General features: G+C 63.0%; 19 protein-coding genes. 10 read left to right on the top strand and 9 right to left on the bottom strand.

Translation table 11 applies throughout. The features are described 5' to 3' along the window. Nucleotides 1–10 precede the first annotated feature (10 nt). A complete protein-coding gene (locus tag U0988_RS07425; RefSeq protein WP_322291987.1) occupies nucleotides 11–1459 on the top strand; it encodes an NAD(P)-binding protein in 1449 nt (482 codons plus the stop codon). Between the two features lie 123 nt (nucleotides 1460–1582). After that, nucleotides 1583–2305, top strand: coding sequence for a murein L,D-transpeptidase catalytic domain-containing protein (locus tag U0988_RS07430; RefSeq protein ID WP_322291988.1), 723 nt, complete (start codon nucleotides 1583–1585; stop codon nucleotides 2303–2305). A 46-nt stretch (nucleotides 2306–2351) separates the two neighbouring features. Here U0988_RS07430 and U0988_RS07435 read toward each other — a convergent pair whose 3' ends face one another. Beyond that, nucleotides 2352–3764 carry a L,D-transpeptidase family protein gene (locus U0988_RS07435; protein WP_322291989.1) on the bottom strand — a complete coding sequence of 471 codons (1413 nt, stop codon included), beginning with the start codon at nucleotides 3762–3764 and terminating at the stop codon, nucleotides 2352–2354. Between the two features lie 156 nt (nucleotides 3765–3920). Between U0988_RS07435 and U0988_RS07440 the strand changes: the two genes are divergently transcribed. The 3 genes from U0988_RS07440 to U0988_RS07450 all read left to right on the top strand — a co-directional run bounded on the left by U0988_RS07440 (nucleotide 3921) and on the right by U0988_RS07450 (nucleotide 8625). Beyond that, nucleotides 3921–4817 (top strand): DMT family transporter, encoded by an 897-nt coding sequence (locus U0988_RS07440; protein ID WP_322291990.1) that lies wholly within the window; start codon nucleotides 3921–3923, stop codon nucleotides 4815–4817. Nucleotides 4818–5000: 183 nt separating this feature from the next. After that, the gene (acnA, locus tag U0988_RS07445) at nucleotides 5001–7673 is read left to right on the top strand and encodes an aconitate hydratase AcnA (protein ID WP_322291991.1); all 2673 of its coding nucleotides are present in this window, start codon (nucleotides 5001–5003) and stop codon (nucleotides 7671–7673) included. Nucleotides 7674–7881: 208 nt separating this feature from the next. Beyond that, nucleotides 7882–8625, top strand: a complete 744-nt coding sequence (locus U0988_RS07450) for a hypothetical protein (RefSeq protein WP_322291992.1) — start codon at nucleotides 7882–7884, stop codon at nucleotides 8623–8625. A 600-nt stretch (nucleotides 8626–9225) separates the two neighbouring features. Here U0988_RS07450 and ruvB read toward each other — a convergent pair. From ruvB to ruvA, 5 genes are read right to left on the bottom strand one after another with little or no spacing between them, the layout of a single operon-like run. Next, entirely contained in the window at nucleotides 9226–10281 is a 1056-nt protein-coding gene (gene ruvB, locus U0988_RS07455) for a Holliday junction branch migration DNA helicase RuvB (protein WP_322291993.1), read from the bottom strand. Further along, nucleotides 10278–10940, bottom strand: a complete 663-nt coding sequence (locus U0988_RS07460) for a hypothetical protein (RefSeq protein WP_322291994.1) — start codon at nucleotides 10938–10940, stop codon at nucleotides 10278–10280. The genes ruvB and U0988_RS07460 overlap by 4 nt, the downstream gene beginning before the upstream one ends. After that, nucleotides 10940–11245 (bottom strand): type II toxin-antitoxin system RelE/ParE family toxin, encoded by a 306-nt coding sequence (locus U0988_RS07465; RefSeq protein ID WP_322291995.1) that lies wholly within the window; start codon nucleotides 11243–11245, stop codon nucleotides 10940–10942. Before U0988_RS07465 ends, U0988_RS07460 begins: the two co-directional genes overlap by 1 nt. Then, on the bottom strand, nucleotides 11238–11489 hold the full coding sequence (locus tag U0988_RS07470; protein ID WP_322291996.1) for a type II toxin-antitoxin system ParD family antitoxin: 252 nt from the start codon (nucleotides 11487–11489) through the stop codon (nucleotides 11238–11240). Before U0988_RS07470 ends, U0988_RS07465 begins: the two co-directional genes overlap by 8 nt. Nucleotides 11490–11537: 48 nt before the next feature. After that, the gene (ruvA, locus tag U0988_RS07475) at nucleotides 11538–12140 is read right to left on the bottom strand and encodes a Holliday junction branch migration protein RuvA (RefSeq protein WP_322291997.1); all 603 of its coding nucleotides are present in this window, start codon (nucleotides 12138–12140) and stop codon (nucleotides 11538–11540) included. Between the two features lie 89 nt (nucleotides 12141–12229). Here ruvA and aroC point away from each other — a divergent pair, with 89 nt between their 5' ends. Continuing rightward, nucleotides 12230–13309 (top strand): chorismate synthase, encoded by a 1080-nt coding sequence (gene aroC, locus U0988_RS07480; protein ID WP_322291998.1) that lies wholly within the window; start codon nucleotides 12230–12232, stop codon nucleotides 13307–13309. Between the two features lie 77 nt (nucleotides 13310–13386). On the opposite strand, the gene U0988_RS07485 is transcribed toward aroC, so the two are convergent. The 3 genes from U0988_RS07485 to U0988_RS07495 are packed head-to-tail and all read right to left on the bottom strand — an operon-like array spanning nucleotide 13387 to nucleotide 15857. Next, nucleotides 13387–13962, bottom strand: coding sequence for a Smr/MutS family protein (locus tag U0988_RS07485; RefSeq protein WP_322291999.1), 576 nt, complete (start codon nucleotides 13960–13962; stop codon nucleotides 13387–13389). Then, nucleotides 13959–15158 (bottom strand): murein transglycosylase A, encoded by a 1200-nt coding sequence (locus U0988_RS07490; protein WP_322292000.1) that lies wholly within the window; start codon nucleotides 15156–15158, stop codon nucleotides 13959–13961. The genes U0988_RS07485 and U0988_RS07490 overlap by 4 nt, the downstream gene beginning before the upstream one ends. Nucleotides 15159–15209: 51 nt before the next feature. Further along, complete coding sequence (locus U0988_RS07495) at nucleotides 15210–15857, bottom strand: Tim44/TimA family putative adaptor protein (RefSeq protein WP_322292001.1); 648 nt, start codon at nucleotides 15855–15857, stop codon at nucleotides 15210–15212. Between the two features lie 303 nt (nucleotides 15858–16160). Between U0988_RS07495 and secB the strand changes: the two genes are divergently transcribed. From secB to U0988_RS07515, 4 genes are all read left to right on the top strand, one after another. Continuing rightward, nucleotides 16161–16685 (top strand): protein-export chaperone SecB, encoded by a 525-nt coding sequence (secB, locus tag U0988_RS07500; protein WP_322292002.1) that lies wholly within the window; start codon nucleotides 16161–16163, stop codon nucleotides 16683–16685. A 25-nt stretch (nucleotides 16686–16710) separates the two neighbouring features. Next, nucleotides 16711–18282: a murein biosynthesis integral membrane protein MurJ gene (gene murJ / locus U0988_RS07505; protein ID WP_322292003.1), complete on the top strand. Its 1572-nt coding sequence runs from the start codon at nucleotides 16711–16713 to the stop codon at nucleotides 18280–18282. A gap of 21 nt (nucleotides 18283–18303) precedes the next feature. Further along, nucleotides 18304–19347 carry a tryptophan--tRNA ligase gene (trpS, locus tag U0988_RS07510; RefSeq protein ID WP_322292004.1) on the top strand — a complete coding sequence of 348 codons (1044 nt, stop codon included), beginning with the start codon at nucleotides 18304–18306 and terminating at the stop codon, nucleotides 19345–19347. 148 nt (nucleotides 19348–19495) lie between these two features. Then, entirely contained in the window at nucleotides 19496–20197 is a 702-nt protein-coding gene (locus U0988_RS07515) for a DUF4136 domain-containing protein (protein ID WP_322292005.1), read from the top strand. Nucleotides 20198–20229: the final 32 nt, after the last annotated feature.

Raw genomic sequence — 20229 nt, forward strand, 5'->3', positions numbered from 1 at the left:
GAATATGCGGATGCCCGGGCCTGAGACCGATTACCTGATCATCGGCGCGGGCGCGGTGGGGTTGGCCTTTGCCGACACCTTGCTGGACGAAGATCCCAATTGCCATATCACCATCGTGGACAAGCACGCCAGGCCGGGGGGCCACTGGAACGATGCCTATTCCTTCGTCGCGCTGCATCAACCCTCTGCGTTCTACGGCGTCAATTCGATGGAATTCGGTGACGACACGGTGGACGACCACGGACCGAACAAAGGCCTGTTTCCGCTGGCCAGCGGAGCCGAGGTTTCCGCCTATTTCGTGCGGCTGATGAGCCGCCACCTGCTGCCCAGCGGCCGGGTCAGCTATCATCCGTTGTCGGAATATATCGATTGCGAAGGCGGCATAGCCCGCTTCCGGTCGATCCTGTCGGGCAAGGAAAGCACCGTCAAAATCCGCCGCAAGCTGGTGGACGCGACATTCTACAAGACCTCCGTACCGGCCACGCACACGCGCAAGTTCGAAGTGGCGGACGGCACACCGCTGGCCATTCCCGGACAGCTGCCCGATTTGTGGATGCGCGGGGACGATCTGCCCGGCCATTATATCATTCTGGGCGCAGGCAAGACGGCGATGGACGCCGGGGTGTGGCTGCTGGAGGCAGGCGTCGATCCGGACCGGATCACCTGGGTGCGCCCGCGCGATTCGTGGCTGATCAACCGCACCTATACCCAGCCCGGCCCCGATTTCTTCCAAGCGATGGTCGAAAACCAGATCGCTCAGCTCAACGCCGCGGCGGAGGCGGCCACCGGCGACGAAATGTTCGAAATACTTGGCCGGGACGGGTACATGCTGCGGCTCGACCCGGAGGTGAAACCGGCGATGTTCCATTTCGCGACCATTTCCGAAGGCGAAGTCGATCTGCTGCGCCGGATCACGCGCGTGGTCCGTCATGGCCGGGTTACGGGGATCGCGGCGGGCAGAATGGTCTTCGCCAGCGCCGAAATATCCGTGCCCGAAGACGCATTGTTCATCGACTGCACCGCCACTGCGGTCGATTTCCACGCATATAACTCCCATGTCCCGCTGTTCGGCGGCGAGCGGATCACGCTGCAGGCGCTCCACGTTCCGCTGGTCACGCTGAGCGCTGCCGTGGCCGCTTTCCTCGAAGCGAATTTCGACAGTGACGAGGCCAGGAACGCGCTGGCCCGCCCCGGCCCGCTCACCGATACGCCGAACACCTATGCGCTGGCCATGCTGACCACGATGATGAACCGCGGGGCCTGGGCGCAAAACCCTGCGGTGAGCAGCTGGCTGGCGAAAGCGCGGCTCGATCCGTCGGGACCTACAATTGCCGGTCTGGCGAGGGACGGCAGTCCGAAGTTGGCGGCGCTGGCGCCGTTCCAGGCAGCTATTGCCAAGGGGATCCCGGCCCTCCAGCGGCTGGCGGTCGCGGCACGCGCAGAGCACAACGCCGCATGAGCAGGCTCGGGTCGTGCATTTTGCTGGCATCGCTGTAAATTCGATATTCGACGAATTGGTAAATCTTGCCGGGCAGAATCCGTATTCACCATCCTGATAGATTTGGTAAGGTAAGCAGGTGTTATGAAACGGCGTGAACTTCTTGCAGGCAGTGTGGCCGCCGGGCTTTCGCTCGGTGCGGGCTTCGGCGGTGTGCCGCGCGTGTTTGCCCAAGCCTCGCCGCTCGGGCTGCGCGACCGGAAGTTGATGGAGATCGCCCGGCAGCAGCAGGCAAAAGCCGGAAGCATGCTGTGGCGGACCGATTTCGTCGGGATCGCCGATTATGGCCTGCGATCGTCCGAACCGCGGTTCCACTTCGTCAATCTGGAAGCCGGACGGGTCGATTCCTACCTGGTCAGCCACGGGGACGGATCGGATCCGGAACATGATGGCTGGCTGAACTGGTTTTCCAACGAGGACGGGTCGCATTGCAGCAGCAAAGGCACCTATATGACCTACGGCTGGTACACGGGCCGCTACGGCACCTCGATCCGGCTGGAAGGGATCGAACCGACCAATTCCAACGCGCTCAACCGCGCGATCGTGATGCACCGCGCAAGCTATGCGGAGCCGGAATTCCTCGACAAATGGGGCCGACTGGGCAGATCCAACGGCTGTTTCGCGATGGGCGATGCCCAGTTCAAGCTGGCACTGCTCCACCTGGGCGGTGGGCGGGTGCTCTATGCCGACAGCCTCGGTCTGCGCGAAGATGGCAGTATAATTCCCGAAGATCAGCGGCGCGAAATCGAAGTCTTGACGCCCGAAAGGCCAACCGGGATTCAACAGCTCAATCCCGGTGTCTATTAAGCCCCTGATCTGATGAAAATCGTCCGATAAACTTTCCCGGTCGGGCTCACGTAATTCGCAGATCGTCCTCGATCACGATCACCTGCTCACCCGTCACCCGGGACCGGTTCGGCTTGCGGGGCGCCTCGAAGCTGGCCAGCACCGGCGCATCCCGGTCGTAGATGTCGGCGAATGTCGACAGCTTCCCGTCGATGTCCTGCGCCATCGTGAAATAGGTGATGTAGACCGGCATCTGCTTCTGGAATGCCACCTTGGTGTATTCCCCGCCCTTGATCAGATCGACCCCTTCCTGCGCGGTCAGCCCGCCCTGGAGAATGGCCAGCGTGATCGCCAGTTCGGTGGCGCGTTCGGTCCGGATGCACCCGTGGCTTAGCGCCCGGTTGGCGGTTTCGAACAATTGACGCGCGGGAGTATCGTGCAGGAAAATCGCATGTCGGTTGGGCATATCGAGCTTCATCAGGCCCAGCGAATTGCCCGGCCCCGGCTGCTGCACCACGTTAACCCAGCCATTCTCGCCCTTGGTGGCCTTGTAGCCGTTGTTGCGCGCCCACGCCGGGTTGGCCAGTACGCGGGCGCCCAGACCTTCGCCCTTCACGATCGACTGCGGGACGGTCCAGGTCGGGTTGAAAATCACCCCTTCGACGCTTTCGGCCAACTGCGGAGTAGCGGTGCGGCCGGGCTTGCCCACCACGGTCTTGTAGGTTCGCATGATCTTGTCGTTGACCGTCAGCCGCAGCTGGAATTCCGGCACGTTGGTCATCAGATACTGGCTGCCCAGATCGCGCGCCAGCCAGCGCCACCGATCCATGTTGGCGCGAATCATCAGGCGGCGTTTCTTGTTCGCAGCCGGTGTTTTCGCCAGTTCTTCCTTCAGCCGCGCATAGTCGGGATGCTCCGGATTGATCCGGGCCAGCGTGCCGGCGAGGTCGCCGCTCGCCAACGCGTCGCCCATCAGTTTCGCGGTCGGATACCGGTCCGCGTCGGGATCGAACACGAACCACTGCTTGCGCGCATCCATCGGGGTGCGTCCGTCACGCAGGTCCTCGACCAGGAAAGCAAAGCTCTGGCTCGCAATCTCGTCCAACCTCTCACCCGGCCCCCCGGCGATTGCAGCGCGCAAGGCGATCGGATTGTAGTCGAGGGGATCCAGCCCTTCGGAACCGATCCGCTCGATCATGGTCAACAGCGTGCGGGCGTGTTTTACGGGCCAGGGCTGGGTGATCGAGGGTACTTCCTGAACCACTTCGTCCGAGAACGCTTCGGCCACCGATTGCGGTTTCGCCAGTGGGCCGGAAACCACCGCGTCCGTTCCCGCCTCGACCGGTTTACTCGGGATCGTTCTTTCGGGCGGCAGAAGATCTCTCGGCGCGGATTGCTGGGCGAGCCCCGGGCCCGGGACCGCCCCGAAACCAGCCAAGGCTGCAGCCGCAAGCAACGAAAAACGCACGGAGATGTTCATATTTACCCTTGGCCCCACTGACGGAAAATGCATTCTACTGGACGGTCGAATCGTAAATAACCCGACTTCGGCCCCTGCATCAACCATCCCGCCTGTATCTGTGGTGAATCGCGCTAAGCTGGTGACGGATCGAGCGGTAGCAGATAAGGGCGCGCTGTGCTGCAATTTCGTGCCTTTCTGCCATTTCTTGCGGCGCTGGCCGGGGTTGGCTTTCTGTCCCTGATGGACGCGTTCATGAAAAGCGCGTCTCTGGCTGCCGGGGCGTACAGCGCTGCCGTGCTGCGTTCCGCCATCGCGGCGGCCATCATTTTACCGATCTGGCTGGGAACCGGAGGCCGCTGGCCCCAGCGCAGCGTATTGCGCCTCCACCTGATCCGCGGAACTGTGTCGGGGTTCATGGCGCTCAGTTTTTTCTATGCGCTGACCAAGCTGCCGATCGCAGAAGCGATCGCGATCAGCTTTGTTGCCCCGCTGATCGCGCTGTACCTCGCCGCCATCCTGCTGGGTGAGCAGATCCGGCGCGAGGCGATCGTCGCGTCGGTGCTGGGGCTGGCGGGAACCGGCGTGATCATCGGCGCCCGATTGGGCAGCGCCGAGTACGATACCGAAACGCTCAAAGGCCTTGGCGCTATCCTGTTTTCGGCCCTGCTGTACGCTTATAATTTCATCGTCATCCGCAAGCAGGCTCAGGTTTCCAGCCCGTTGGAGGCGACGACCTTCCACAGCGGCGTGGCCTGCGCCGTGCTGGCGGTATTCGCGCCGTGGTTCCTCATCCTGCCCGCGGCGGGCCCGATGGGGGACATTGCGGTGGCATCGGTCCTGACCCTGCTCGGCTCCCTACTGATCACTTTCGCCTATGCCCGTGCGGAAGCGCAGGCGCTGGTGCCGATGGAATACAGCGGCTTTCTGTGGGCGGCGCTGTTCGGTTGGCTGTTCTTCCGCGAGCCGGTCACCGCGGCCACCATCGCCGGAACCCTGCTGATCGTCGCTGGCTGCTGGATCGTAGCCCGTCCGCGGCCGGCAATGCCGCAAACCGAACAAACCGCGATCTAGCCCTTCGATTGCCTGAAAGCGGGTTGATGGAGCCGTTTTCTTGGCATTTTGCAGGGGTAGCACCCTTGACCAACCGCGCCTGAACGCGCAGTTGCGAGGCAAATATCCCCTCGCCGGCCGATAGGCGGAAACGCGCCTGTTGGCAGGCGGGCGAGCATCCAGATAGAAAGGACCCAGCGCACCATGACCCAGGTCGGAACAGACACAATCGGCGCCCGCAGCACGATGACAGTCGGCGGCAAGCAAATCGCCTATTATTCGCTCGCCAAGGCGGCGGAATCGATCGGCGACATTTCCCGCCTGCCGACCTCGCTCAAGGTCCTGCTGGAAAATCTCCTGCGGTTCGAGGACGGGGGCTTCACCGTATCCCGGGAGCATATCCAGGCAATCGCCGACTGGCAGAACAATCCTTCCACGGGCGAGGAAATCCAGTACCGCCCCGGCCGCGTGCTGCTGCAGGATTTCACCGGCGTTCCCTGCGTGGTCGATCTGGCCGCCATGCGCGATGCAATTGCGAAGCTGGGCGGCGACACGCAGAAAATCAACCCGCAGGTGCCGGTGCATCTGGTGATCGACCATTCGGTGATGGTGGACGAGTTTGGCCATCCCAAGGCATTCGAACACAATGTCGAAATGGAATATCAGCGCAATGCGGAACGCTATGACTTCCTCAAATGGGGTTCGAAAAGCCTGAGCAATTTCAAGGCGGTCCCCCCGGGTACCGGCATCTGCCATCAGGTAAACCTGGAAAATATCGCCCAATGCGTGTGGACCAGCCAGGACCCGAGCGGTGCCACCGTGGCCTATCCCGACACCTGCGTCGGCACCGACAGCCACACCACCATGATCAACGGTCTTGGCGTGCTCGGCTGGGGTGTTGGCGGGATCGAGGCAGAAGCCGCGATGCTGGGCCAGCCGGTTTCCATGCTGGTGCCCGAAGTGGTCGGTTTCAAGCTCACTGGCGCAATGGCCGAGGGCATCACCGCCACCGATCTGGTGCTGACCTGCGTCCAGATGCTGCGCGAAGTGGGCGTGGTGGGCAGTTTCGTCGAATTCTACGGCCCCGGCGTCAGCAAGCTGAGTCTGGCAGACCGCGCGACCATCGCCAACATGGCGCCCGAATATGGCGCGACCTGCGGTTTCTTCGGCGTCGATGACAAGACAATGGAATATCTGCGCCTGACCGGTCGCAGCGAAGACCAGTTGCAACTCGTCGAAGCCTATTACCGCGCCCAGGGAATGTGGTTCGATCCGGCGCATGAACCGGTTTTCACCAAGACCCTCAGCCTCGACATGGGCAGCGTTGTTCCGTCACTTGCCGGCCCCAAGCGCCCGCAGGACAAGGTCGCGCTGCCCGAAGTGGACGATCTGTTCAACGGCGAACTGGCCTCGGTCTACAAGAAATCCGCGGCGGAGCGCGTCGCAGTCGAAGGCAAGGATCACGACATTGGCGACGGCGATGTGGTGATCGCGGCAATCACCAGCTGCACCAACACCTCCAACCCCGATGTGCTGATCGCCGCCGGTCTGGTTGCGCGCAAGGCCAACGCGCTGGGCATGAAGCCCAAGCCCTGGGTCAAAACCAGCCTGGCACCGGGATCGCAGGTGGTCACGGATTATCTGGTCAAGGCCGGGCTGCAGGACGATCTGGACGCGATCGGTTTCGATCTGGTCGGCTATGGCTGCACCACCTGCATCGGCAATTCCGGCCCGCTGACGCCGCCGATCAGTGCCGCGATCAACAACAACAACATCGTCGCCGCCAGCGTGCTGTCCGGCAACCGCAATTTCGAAGGCCGCATATCACCCGATGTCCGCGCCAACTTCCTCGCCAGCCCGCCGCTGGTGGTGGCCTATGCCCTGCGCGGCACCGTCACGACCGATATGGTCTCGACCCCGATCGGGCAGGACCGGGACGGGAACGATGTCTATTTGAAGGATATCTGGCCAAGCAATCTGGAAATTGCCGACCTGCGTGCCAGCTCAATCGACCGCGCCATGTTCGAAGCGCGCTACGCCGATGTCTACAAGGGTGACGAGCACTGGCAGGCGATCGATGTGACCGGTTCGGACACCTACCAGTGGCGTCCGGGCAGCACCTATGTGGCCAACCCGCCCTATTTCGACGGCATGAGCATGACCCCCGCCACGATCATCGACATTGTCGAGGCAAAGCCGCTGGCGATACTCGGCGATTCGGTGACCACCGACCACATTTCGCCCGCTGGATCGATCAAGGAAGATAGCCCCGCGGGCGAATATCTGATGTCAAACCAGGTGGCGAAAGCAGACTTCAATTCCTACGGCTCGCGCCGCGGCAATCACGAAGTAATGATGCGCGGCACCTTTGCCAACATCCGGATCAAGAACGAAATGGTCCCTGGTGTCGAAGGCGGCATGACCACCTATGGCGGCGAAACCATGGCAATTTACGACGCCGCGATGAAGCACAAGGCGGACGGCACTCCGCTGGTGGTAATCGCGGGTAAGGAATATGGCACCGGGTCCAGCCGCGACTGGGCGGCGAAGGGCACCAATCTGCTCGGCGTGCGGGCGGTAATCGTCGAAAGCTACGAGCGGATCCACCGGTCCAACCTGGTCGGCATGGGGGTCCTCCCCTTGCAGTTCGCCGGCGGCGACACCCGCGAAACGCTGGGCCTGACCGGCGATGACAGCTTCACAATCCGTGGTCTGGCCGATCTGGTTCCGGGGCAGGATGTCACCGTGGATGTCACCCGCGCGAATGGCGAGACATTCCGCTTCACCGCCAAATGCCGGATCGATACCGCCAACGAGATGGAATATTACCGAAACGGCGGCATCCTCCATTACGTGCTGCGCAATCTGGCGGCCTGATCGCCCGGCCTGAACGGCTTCGAAAAAAACGGGCGGCATCCTCGCAGATGCCGCCCGCTTCTTGTCGCACGCCGGAAGGGTAGCTTACGCTGCCTTCCTCCGTCTGAATTTGCGCCGCCCGAGGACTGCTGCCGCGGCGAGTCCGAACAGGATCGTCATGGGCGGGGCCGGAACCGGGGTGCCGCTGGTCGATCCGTGACCGCCCGAAGTGGTCATTCCGGAAGTGCTCGTCACATTGCCCGAGGTGGACGATGACGAGGACGAGGAAGTGGACGAGGAGGTCGAACTGCTGGTCGAGGTCGAGCTGGTGACATTGCCCGAGGTCGACGTGCTGGTGGAGATGTTGCCCGAGGTGGACGACGAAGTCGAAGAGCTGCTGGAAACACTGCCGGAGGAACTACTCGAGACGTTCCCCGAGGAACTGCTCGAGACGTTGCCGGAAGTCGAGGAGCTGGCGTTATTGCCGGAACTGCTCGAAACGTTTCCCGAACTGGTCGAAACGTTTCCCGAACTGCTCGAAACGTTACCCGAACTGGTCGAGGTCGAGGTCGAACTGGTCACACCCCCGGTGGACGTGCTCACCCCTCCGGTCGAAGTAGAGACTCCGCCGGTCGATGTGGAAATCCCGCCAGTGGAGGTGCTGACGCCGCCGGTCGTGGTCGAACTCCCGCCGGTGGAGGTGGAGGTCGAACTCCCCCCGGTCGAAGTCGAGCTTCCGCCGGTTGACGTCGATGTTGACGTGCCGCCCGACGAATTATCGATATCGATGATGATGCCGCCGCCCGAAGAGGATGATCCGCTGGTGGAGGTTGAAGTGGTGGAGGTGATATTCACGCTACCGCCGCTCGAACCGCCGCCGCCGAAAAAGCCCCCGAAGAAGCCGCCGCCAAATCCGCCGCCAAATCCGCCGCTGCCGCCGATCACGGTCACATCACCGCCGCCGCCGCCCTGAAACGGGGGCAGCGGGGGGAGCGGTGCCGGGACCGCCGCATAAGCCATCCGGTAAGCCGGTGCACAATGTTCGCTGCCCTCGATGATTACGCCGTCTGCGCCGCGTGGCAATACGCCGCCCGGGCCGACCGGCTCGCATTCCACCACCCGCCTGACGATGCGGCGCTTGCGCGTGACGGTCTTGGGCACGCTGCGTTCGGCAGTGCGCTGCTTCACATATTTAACCGGCTGGGCCTTGACCGACTTGCCGGATGCGATGTGCATGCTTGCTGCCGCCGGCTTTTCCGCCACATGGACCGCGCCGCCCGCAAGCAGCGCGCCGCCGGCTGCGGTTGCGGACAATTTCGCCAGGGCCATCTTTACCGACATGAGCAGGCTCTCTTGTTGCTTCCGGGTAGCGCGGGTTCCGGCAGCAGCACATCCGCCAGTCCGCACTTCCCTGTCCGGGCAACAGACGTCGGCGCCCGGCAACCCGCAACCGGATTAACCATGAATTGAGCCGCTTTGGCGAGATGGGCGGGTCCGGAGTGGCCGCGTCTGGCCGAGATGTCCCACAATGAAACCGATCAGGCAGCAATTCCTGTCCGGCCTGGCCCCCGCGTTAACCTTTGCCGTCGAACAATCCGGTCTGCCGATTCGGTTCTTCGCCCGGTTTGGGGGCTGGCGGCGGGGTCATGTCCAGATGCTGCCACGCCAGATCGTTCAGGCACCGCCCCCGCGCGGTGCGGGCGATCAGGCCAAGCTGGATCAGATAGGGTTCGATCACTTCTTCCACCGTGTCGCGCGGTTCGCTGAGGCCCGCGGCGAGCGTTTCGACGCCCACCGGACCGCCCTTGTAGATCTCCGCGATCATCATCAGATAGCGCCGGTCCATCGCATCGAGGCCCAGCCGGTCGACCTCCAGCCGGGTCAGCGCCTCGTCCGCAACCTTTGCGGTTACCGACCCGTCCCCCGCCACATGGGCGAAATCGCGCACGCGGCGCATCAGCCGCCCGGCCACCCGCGGAGTGCCGCGCGCCCGGCGGGCAATCTCGCGCGCGCCGCCCGTTTCGATCTTCATTGCCAGCAGCCCGGCCCCGCGAGTCACCACCCGTTCCAGTTCCGCCTCGGTATAGAAATTGAGCCGGACGGGAATGCCGAACCGGTCGCGCAGCGGCGTGGTCAGCAGCCCCTGCCGCGTCGTCGCGCCGATCAGGGTGAACGGCGGCAGATCGATCCGGACCGAGCGCGCCGATGGCCCCTCGCCGATGATCAGATCGAGCGCGCGATCCTCCATCGCCGGGTAGAGGATCTCCTCCACGACCGGATTGAGCCGGTGGATCTCGTCGATGAACAGAACGTCATGCGGCTCCAGATTGGTCAGCAGCGCGGCCAGATCGCCCGATTTGGCTATGACCGGGCCGGAAGTGGCGCGGAAACCGACGCCGAGTTCGCGCGCGACGATCTGCGCCAGAGTGGTCTTGCCCAGCCCCGGCGGGCCGAAGAACAACACATGGTCCATCGCCTCCCCACGCCCGCGCGCCGCCTCGATAAACACCCGCAGATTATCCCGCGCCGCCTCCTGCCCGACAAATTCGGCAAGGCTTTTGGGACGCAGGGCTGCATCCGGATCTTCCGGCTGGCGGTCAGCCGCATGAAGGGGGGTGGGGGAGGTCATGCGCTTAACAAATCAAAGTCCGCTAGGTTTTCAGCGTCCAAAACGGCCTCTCCGATTCCAGATGCCATCGTTATCTCAGGGTCTTCGCCGCATACTCCTGACCAACGACAAACGATCAACGACTGAATTGAGGGGAGGAGCAATGCATGTGACCGTGTTACTCGCACTAAGTCATCGACCCATGATCTGTATTTGGCCCATTCAAACGGAACTACTTGCTCCTCAAGCACCTTCTGCGCGGAGGGTACATGGAGGATGTTGGCACACTGCCCATAAACTCGATTGAGAGCCAAAAGTGGTATGGGCTTCATTGCCGGAACAAACTGCTTTGCACCGTGCTCATCAACGCTGATGTACAACTGCAGAGGCATCGGCAACGGATGCTGATTGAATTTCTCAAGCTCCTTAAACGCGTCCTTCGGATGCCAGTGCTTGGGGTCCAATTCTGTGCCCTCCTGCAAATGTGCGAGTGTAGATCCGAGTACAATAAGTTCACAAACTTTTCGGACTTGCAAAGCAACAGAATCCAATCGCAACCAGTTCTCTCTGTGCTCCTTGTTTTCGTCGATTTGGGTCAGAAGCGAACTTGCCGCAGATAACCTGCCAATGAGTGAATGCATCACTGTGGGATAGTGAGCCTCGATTGATGCCGCATCCATCACCCCGCCCCTCCCTTCAGCGCCATATTGGCATCCATCGCATGGTGAACAATGCGCACAATCAGCACCGCGTTGCCCTCGACTTGATAAAATATCCGGTGCTGGCGGTGAACAAGGCAACGGATACCCTTGCCGAGCTCAGGGTTGAGCGGCGCGGACAGGGGAAAGTCACCCAGCAGGCCGAAGGCTTCGTCGAACCCATGCATGTAAGCCTCCGCAACTCCTTCGCCGAATCTGGAAGCGCTGAATTCATCGATTTCCACCAGGTCCGTTTCGGCAGCGTTGGAGAATTCGACCTCAGCCACGCCTTGCGCGCCGTTTGGCGATGATATTGTCGATGATCGTTTCCGGCTTTTCCTTCGAAATGCCCGACGCCAGCCCCTCCGCAATCAATGCGCGGAGCCATTCGGTTTCATCGGCGGCCGATTCCTGATCGCGGCGCAGCAGATCGCGAACCAGATCGCTGGCGCTGGAATAGCGGCCTTCGGCAACCCGGTGATCGATCCAGCTACGCAGAGCGGGCGGAATGGAGACATTAAGCTGTGACATGGAATTACCATACATATTCATAGAGATTTGTCGAACAAATATAGGAAATCACCCCGCAGCCCTCTTCAGGGCCACCCGCACCAGCGCGTTCAAATCCGCATCCTCGCCCAATTCGCCTTGCGCCTTGGCCACCGCGCTGGCGGCTACAGCCGGCTTGAAGCCGAGGTTCTGCAACGCCGAGACTGCATCCGCGCTGGCGGAGCCGGCGGGCATCACCACTGTGCCCACTGCAGCGCCGCCGCCGGGCATTCCGCCCGCCTTGTCTTTCAGTTCGTTGACGATCCGCGCTGCCAGTTTCGGCCCCACGCCGTTCGCCCGAGCCACCATCGCTGCATCGCCATTGGCGCAGGCGGTCTGGACTTCAGCGGTTGAAAGCGCGGACAGGATCGCAAGCGCGACTTTGCTGCCCACGCCCTGCACCTGGGTCAGCAGGCGGAACCAGTCGCGTTCCGATCCTTCCGCGAAACCGAGCAGGCGCATGTCGTTTTCGCTTACCTGCAGGTCCGTATAGACGGTGCAGCTTTCGCCGATCCCGCCCAGCGCGGTCAGCGTCCGGGCGCTGCAATGCACCAGATATCCGACGCCCTGGACGTCAATCACAGCCCAGTCCGAACCGGTTTCGTCGAGCAGGCCCTTCAACTTCGCAATCATGGTTTGTTCTTGCGCGCAAAGCTGCGCCTGGTCCACCCTTTACGGACATTTATGGACAGCGCGGCGATCATGCGACAAGGAATGCAGCCATGAGCTACAACACCTTCGGCAGAGTCCTGCGCTTTACCACCTGGGGCGAAAGCCACGGCCCGGCTATTGGCACCGTAGTGGACGGCTGCCCGCCGGGGCTCGCCCTGTCGGAAGCGGACATCCAGCCGTTCCTGGATGCGCGCCGCCCCGGGCAGTCGAAATACACTACCCAGCGCAAGGAACCGGACACCGTCCGAGTTTTGTCCGGCGTGTTCGAGGGCAAGACGACTGGCACCCCGATTTCGCTGATGATCGAGAATGTCGATCAACGGTCCAAGGATTATTCCGAGGTCGCCAAGGCTTACCGCCCTGGCCACGCGGATTACGCCTATGACGCGAAATACGGGTTTCGCGATTACCGCGGCGGGGGCCGGTCATCCGCGCGCGAAACCGCCGCGCGCGTTGCGGCGGGCGCAGTGGCGCGGTTGGTCATTCCGGAGGTGACGATCACCGCCTATGTCGCGCAGATCGGCCATGACGAGATTGACCGCAGCGTCATCGACTTCACCGAAATCAGCAACAACCCGTTCTTCTGTCCCGATCCCGCTGCTGCGAAGCGCTGGGAGAAACTGGTGGACGAGGCGCGGCTAGCCGGATCATCGCTCGGCGCGGTGGTGGAATGCGTCGCAACGGGTGTTCCGGCAGGCTGGGGCGCGCCGATCTATGCCAAGCTGGACGCCGATCTGGCGGCGGGCATGATGGGCATCAATGCGGTGAAAGGCGTGGAGATTGGCGACGGTTTCCTCGCCGCGACACTCACCGGCGAACAGAACGCCGATCCGATGCGCAGCGGCGAAGCTGGTCCCGAATTCAAGGCCAATCACGCCGGCGGCATCGCGGGGGGTATCTCGACCGGTCAGCCGGTGGTGTGCCGGGTGGCCTTCAAACCGACCAGCTCCATCCTGAGCGCTGTCGACACCATAGGCCGCGACGGCGCGAATACGCAGATCCGGACCAAGGGCCGCCACGATCCCTGCGTGGGGATTCGCGGGACCCCGGTGGTAGCCGCGATGATGGCGCTGGTGCTGGCCGATCACAAGATGCTGCACCGGGCGCAGTGCGGGGCGGACCTACGCTAAAGGTTGCGGGTCACTCCTGCTGGCGGCAATGATTTATCCGATCGCTGAATTACGCGGCGGCCTGAGCCGCTGACGCCCTACTTTCGCAGGACGATATAGATCGCACCGTCGCCCCCATGGCGGCGGTGCGATTTTCGTATGGCGGCGATGGCGTCCGCATGTTGGCCCGCGGCCAGCCAGTCGAGGATTTTGGACCGGATCGCCCCGCGCCGATCGGCTCGGTCGGCGGCATCGACGGGTCGCGGCTTGCCCGTCACCACCAGCACCAGCCGCGCGCCCATGGCCCGCGCCTGGCCGATACCGTTTTCCAGCCGTCCATGCGCTGCATCCAGCCCATGACCATGCAGGTCGAGAGTGAAATCGGGATCGATGCTGCCCGCCTTCAGCCGCTTGTCCCAGTGCGAATCGAGGCCGCCCGTACCGATCGGCCGCAAAGCTCGGACGGGGACCAGCTTGGCAGGCGATTGTGGCGGAGGGGGCGGCGGTATCCGCATCGTCGCTTTCTGCGCGGGGATGGTCTCGGTCGCCTCTAAGAGTGAGGCGGACTTGGGCAGCGGAGCTCCCGAACGCCGCCGCACCAGTGGCACCACAGACGCGGCGACCCGTGCCCAGGCTTCCGCTTCCTCGGCGCTGAGGCCGCGCGGCGGCTTCATTGTCCGGTGTGGCGCTTGACCGTGCCCTTCGGCAGCAGGACCAGCGCCTGCCCCCGCGCAGTCATCCCGCCCGCGATTGCCCGCGCATCCTCGCCCGCGCCCCAGAATGTGTCGAACCGGTTCGCGCCCTTGATCGCGCCGCCGGTGTCCTGCGCGATCCACATGCCGTTTGCTTCCTCGCGGTCCAGTTCGAGCCATACTGGCGCGCCCAGCGGTACGAAACGGGGATCGGCGGCAACCGAGGATTCGCGGCGCACCGGCACTTCCAGCGCCCCCAGCGGGCCGTCGCCTTCCAGCACCCGGAAGAAAATCCAGCTCTTGTTGAGCTGCATCAACTCGCGCCCTTCTGCAGGGTTTTCGCGGATATACTGCATGATGCCCTGCATGGTTCCCGGATATTGGCCCGGACCATCGCCCAGCAGCCCGCGTTCGCGCATAATCCCGCCGATCCCGATATATTCGCGGCCGTTCTGACCGGCATAGCCGATCCGCGTGACGGTGCCGTCCGGCGCGATCAACCGTCCCGAACCCTGGATCTGGAGGAAGAAGAATTCCACCGGGTCCTGCGCCCAGCCGATCTCCAGCCCGCGCCCGGCCAACGCGCCGTTCTCGATTTCGGCGCGGTCGTAATAGGGCACGAATTTCCCGCTCTCATCGTAGCGGCCAAGCGGAGCGCGGCCCGTCCGGTTTTCCGCAGTCACGTCTTCCGGCCACCCGCGCACCAGATCCGCAGGCATGGCATAGACCGGCGTGTCGTAGCCCGGCAACCGCGTCCGGCTGCCCCTGATCTCGGGTTCGAAATAGCCAGTGGCAAAAGCTGCGCCGTCGCCCACGCGGGCTGTTTCGAAGAACTGTTCGAAAAAGTGGGTTGCCCGGCCCGCCGGCCAGGCGGCGCTGGCTTCGCACGCACTGCGCCAATCGTCCTGCCGGGTAAGTCCGCTCGCATCCGTACGCCCGAGCAATTTGGGGCAACTTTCCTGGAACGATGCCAACGCCGTGCCGGCATCGACGGGGCTCAAGCCCAAAGCGCCGACAGCCGGGCCGCGGCGTATTCCGGTGGCAACTGCACTGGTCAGGGCCGCATCGGGCGCGGGCGAAACGCCGGGGCCCCTTGCTGCAGGAACGATTCCGGCGCAGCCTGCAATGAAAGTAACCGCAGCGAGACCCGCCACCAGACCCGCCAGTCGCCGCATCATCTGCATCCGGCTAGCACTGCGGAGCGAAATTCCCGCTCCGACCCGGCTGGATCAGCCTTCGTCCGTTTCATCGAGGATCCAGTCCGGCGCGGCCGAGGTCACATCGCGGCGGAAGGTCCAGATGTCGCGCGTTTCGATCGCATCGTCCAGCGAACCGGCAATCATCGTGCCGTCCTTGTCGCGCGTCACGGCAGCGATATCAGCCACGAAGCGTACTGCGACACGGGCGGTCCGGCCGTCCAGTTCGGCGCTGTGGATCACCGTGTCCTCGATCCGGATCAACCGATTGTCGAGCGTTTCGCCGGCTTTCTCCCGCGCGTCGATCGCGCCGGCGAAACTGGCGTAGACATCATCATCGCACAATTCGCGAAGCGCAGCCTTGTCGCCGTTCCAGAACGCTTCCAGAACCATCGCGTAAGCCGCCTTGGCCCCTTCCAGGAAAGCGGTGATGTCGAACCGGCGATCGGCAGCGGCGATCTCGCGTACGCCCTGCTCCACTGCCGGCAGCACGCCGATCAACTCGCGCGGGCGCGGCATTGCAGCCTGCGCCGCCTGCGGCAGAGTTGGCGGAGCTAGCTGGTCATCGAACCGGGTCGGAATCGATTCCTCCTCATGCTCCGCGCGGCGGCCGAGTACCGAATACAGCCGCATGCCGAGAAAAGCGGCGATCATGGCGAGGATGACGATTTGAATTATCACGTAGGGTTACCCGCAGTTTGGCCGGCGCAATACGCGCCCGCATTGATTAACCTGATAGTGCCTTAAATAGGGAGTGATTACAAATGAACAACGCCCGCAAGGGCGCGATCTGCCACGCGGTGCGACCGTATTGCCTCGTTTGAAGGCTCTCAGCCACGGTGGGAGCACGGCCGCGCCGGTGCTGTCATCTGCAAAGTTGCCTGACTCGCGCTTGGGTGCTACGCGCCGCGCCGAAGCCTGCGCGGCCTGGATTCCATCGTGCGGGCACCGTTTCATCTTGCGAAATAGAAAGCACAATTCATCATGGCCGACGAAGGCGACGTAATCACCGATCTCAACATGAATCCCGCTCCGAACGGCGAAGATACGCAGCCGGTTGCCGGGATTATCTCGCAGTACATCAAGGATCTGTCGGTCGAAAATCCGAACGCCCCGGCCAGCTATCAATGGACCGACCAGCCGCAGATCGACCTGCAGTTCAACATCGGCGCCACCCCGGTCAGCGACCAGATCCATGAAGTCGAACTGAAGGTAAATGTCACCGCCAAGGCCGAGCAGGGCAATGCCTATCTGATCGAATTGTCCTATTGCGGCCTCGTCGGGATGCGCAACCTGCCGGACGAACAGATGCACGCCTTCATGTATGCCGAAGCACCGCGAATCCTGTTCCCCTTCGCCCGCCGGATCATTGCCGACGCGACCAGAGATGCGGGATACCAGCCGCTGATGCTCGATCCGATCGACTTCAATGGCCTCTACATCCAGCAATTGCAGCGCAAGGCGGAAGAACAGGCAGCGGGCGAGATAACGCCGGCTGGCAACGCCTGATTCCGCTGACCGGCGGGCTGCGGGTATGAGCCTGCTCAAGAATGTCGGAACGATCGGCGGACTGACCATGGTCAGCCGCCTGTTCGGCTTCGCCCGCGACATGCTGCTGGCCCGCGTATTGGGCGCGGGCGGCGTGGGCGATGCCTGGCAATTGGCGTTCCAGCTGCCCAATATCTTCCGCCGCCTGTTTGCCGAAGGGGCGTTTGCCTCCGCCTTCGTGCCGCTGTTCAACCGGCGGATGAAGGAAGGCGACGATATTTCCCAGTCGCGCCGCTTCGCCGAAGAGGTGCTCGCTTTCCTGATCCCGGTGCTGCTGGTGTTCGGTGCGCTAGCGATTATCGTCATGCCGTGGATCGCCGGCCTGTTCGCCAACGAAGGGATCGAGGAAGACCCGGCTCTGATGGACCTCGCGGTGCTGATGGCGCGGGTGGCGTTTCCCTATCTGGCGTTCATGAGCCTGGCGACGCTGTTCGCCGCGGTGCTCAACAGCCTGTCGCGTTTTGCCGCGGCGGCGGCAGCTCCGATCCTGCTCAACATCTGCATGATTACCGCGCTGGTTTACGGCACCACGCTGGGGGACGGCGTCGAGGCGCGGCGACAAGTGGGATTCTACCTCGCGATTGCCGTCACCGTTTCCGGGTTTCTGCAGCTGCTTTGGCTGGGATGGTGGGCCCGCAAATCGGGGTTCCGGATGGGCCTGAAGCGGCCCCGGATTACCCCGGGCGTAAAGGAACTGGGAATCCTGATCCTGCCGGCAGTGCTCGGTGCGGGGGTCTATCAGATCAGCCGGTTCATCGATCTGTTCTTCCTCGCGACCCTGCCCGACGGAGCCTATAGCTATCTCGCCTATGGCGACCGGCTGAACCAGCTCCCGCTCGGGATCATCGGGATCGCGCTTGGCACGGCGATCCTGCCGTCGCTGTCGCGGATGATCGCGGTCGAGGACGCGGGCGGCGCGTCCCGCCTGCAGAGCAATGCTGTCGAACTGGCGATGCTGCTGACCGTGCCCGCCGCGGTCGCGCTCTATGTCACCGGCAGCGCCTTCACCCGGGCGTTCTACGTCGGCGGCGCGTTCAGCGTTGCGGACGCATTCACCACCGGCGCGGTGGTGTCGGCGCTGGTCGTCGGCCTTCCCGCCTATGTTCTGGTAAAGGTGCTGATCCCCAATTTCTTCGCGCGCAAGGATACGCGGACGCCGGTCTATACGGCGGGCGCATCGCTGCTGCTGAATATCGCGCTCAATTTCATCCTGGTGCCGCGCTTCGGGGTCGTGGGTCTGGCCCTGGCGGGTGCACTTGCGGCCTGGAGCAACGTGATGCTGCTACTGATCCTCCTCGCCCTGAAGGGCTATTTCACGCTTCCTGGCCGGGTGTACGGGCGGATCGCGCGCATCTTCCTCGCCGCAGCGCTGATGGGGGCTGCGCTCTATTACATCACGCCGCTGGGCGCGGAGTATTACGCGGGCGGAGTGCTGGACCGGATTGCCGCCATCCTCGCGCTTGTGCTTGTCGGCGCGGCGGTTTACCTGATCGCCGCGGTGGCCCTGGGCGTCGTGAACCGTTCCACTATCGAGCAATTTACCAAGCGCCCCGGGTAAGCGGGCGGCAGAGAGAGCATCATGCGCCCCCAAGCCAAAAGAGTCGTTTCCGGTATCCAGCCTACGGGCAATCTGCATCTGGGCAATTACCTGGGCGCGATCCGCAACTGGGTGCGGCTGCAGGATGAAGTGTTCGGCGCGGGACAGGAAGGCAGTCAGTGCCTGTTCTTTCTGGCCGACCTGCACGCCATTTCGATGCCCTACGATCCGGCGGATCTGCGGTCCGGAACCCTGGAAATGACCGCGGCGCTGGTGGCCTGCGGGATCGACCCCGACAAATCGGTGCTGTTCAACCAGGCGCAGGTGCCCGCCCATGCGGAACTGCAATGGCTGCTGAGCGGCACCGCCCGGATGGGCTGGCTGAACCGGATGACCCAGTTCAAGGACAAGTCGGGTCAGAACCGCGAAGGGGCGTCGATCGCGCTGTTCACCTATCCCGTGCTGCAGGCGGCGGACGTGCTACTGTATCAGGCGACCCATGTTCCGGTGGGCGAGGACCAGAAGCAGCATCTGGAACTGGCGCGCGACATCGCGCAGAAATTCAACAACGACTATTGCGCCGATGGCCCGCCGGTGTTCACCCAGCCCGACCCGATCGTGCCGCGCGAAGCGGCCCGGATCATGAGCCTGCGCGACGGGATGGCGAAGATGAGCAAGTCCGATCCATCGGAACGCAGCCGGATCAATCTGTCGGACGATGCCGACACGATCATGAAGGCGGTTAAGAAAGCCAAATCCGACGCCGAACCACTGCCATCGGAACAGGCGGGGCTGGCGGGCCGGCCCGAGGCGCTCAATCTGGTGACCATCTATGCCGCCATGACCGGCGAAAGCATCGACCAGGTGCTGCAAACCTTCGGCGGCGAAGGTTTCGGGCGGTTCAAACCCGCCTTGGGTGAAGTACTGGTTGAAACGCTCAGCCCGATCTCCCGGCGCTTCAACGAGCTGAAACAGGACCGCGAATCGCTGGACGCAATTCTGGCGCGCGGGGCGGCCAAGGCGCGGGAACTGGGCGGCGCTACCTTGAAAGCGGCCTATGATGCGCTGGGGCTGGTCCGCGGATAATTCTTTCGGGTCATCGCGCTGCGATAGCTGCCTGAAATATCATTCAAAGTGCGTTCAGCCACGGCGAGGCATAAAAGCAGTAACAATCGCAAGCCGAATCTGTAACATTGGTCAGCTGGCGAGCATTTACTCGTCGAAGGGACGCAGGATGACAATCAAGACACCCAATCTGGCTGCCAGATACAGCCGCGCCGCAAAGCTGGCGGCGATTCCGCTGCTGCTGGCAGGCCTGGCCGCCTGCGCGACGCCGTTCAAGGCGGACGTTTCACGCTTCCAGTCGCAGCTTCCGGCCCCGGCGGGACAGACATTTGCCGTGGTGGCGGATGATCCCAAGCTGGCGGGCGGCCTCGAATTCGCGCTCTATGCGGACGAGGTTGAAGAAGAAATGCGCCGGCTCGGCTACACCGAAGCAGCTCCGGAAAATGCCAGCCTGCTGGTGCGGTTCGATTACGGCGTGGACAACGGACGCGAGCGTATTCGTTCGACCGGTGTCGGCCTCTACGATCCGTTCTACGGCCCGTGGTATGGGTATCGTCATCCATTCTATCGCAGCCGGCTCAGTTACGGGCGGCCGTGGGGCTACGGATATTACGATCCGTTCTTCGATTCCGGGCCGGATATTCGCAGCTATACCGTCTACACCAGCGGCATCGATGTAAAGATCGACCGCGCGGCGACCGGCGAGCGGCTGTTCGAAGGGAAGGCAGAAGCCATGTCCACATCCAACCGCCTGCAGTATCTGGTGCCCAATCTGGTCGAGGCGATGTTCACCGACTTCCCCGGCAATTCGGGCGAGACCGTGCGCATTTCGATCGCTCCGGAAAAGACCACAGTGCGCCGGATCGACTGACGCAATACAGGTTTTGCCAAGCAGAAATGGGG

This window comes from Allopontixanthobacter sp. (assembly GCF_034376665.1).
GTDB lineage: Bacteria > Pseudomonadota > Alphaproteobacteria > Sphingomonadales > Sphingomonadaceae > Allopontixanthobacter.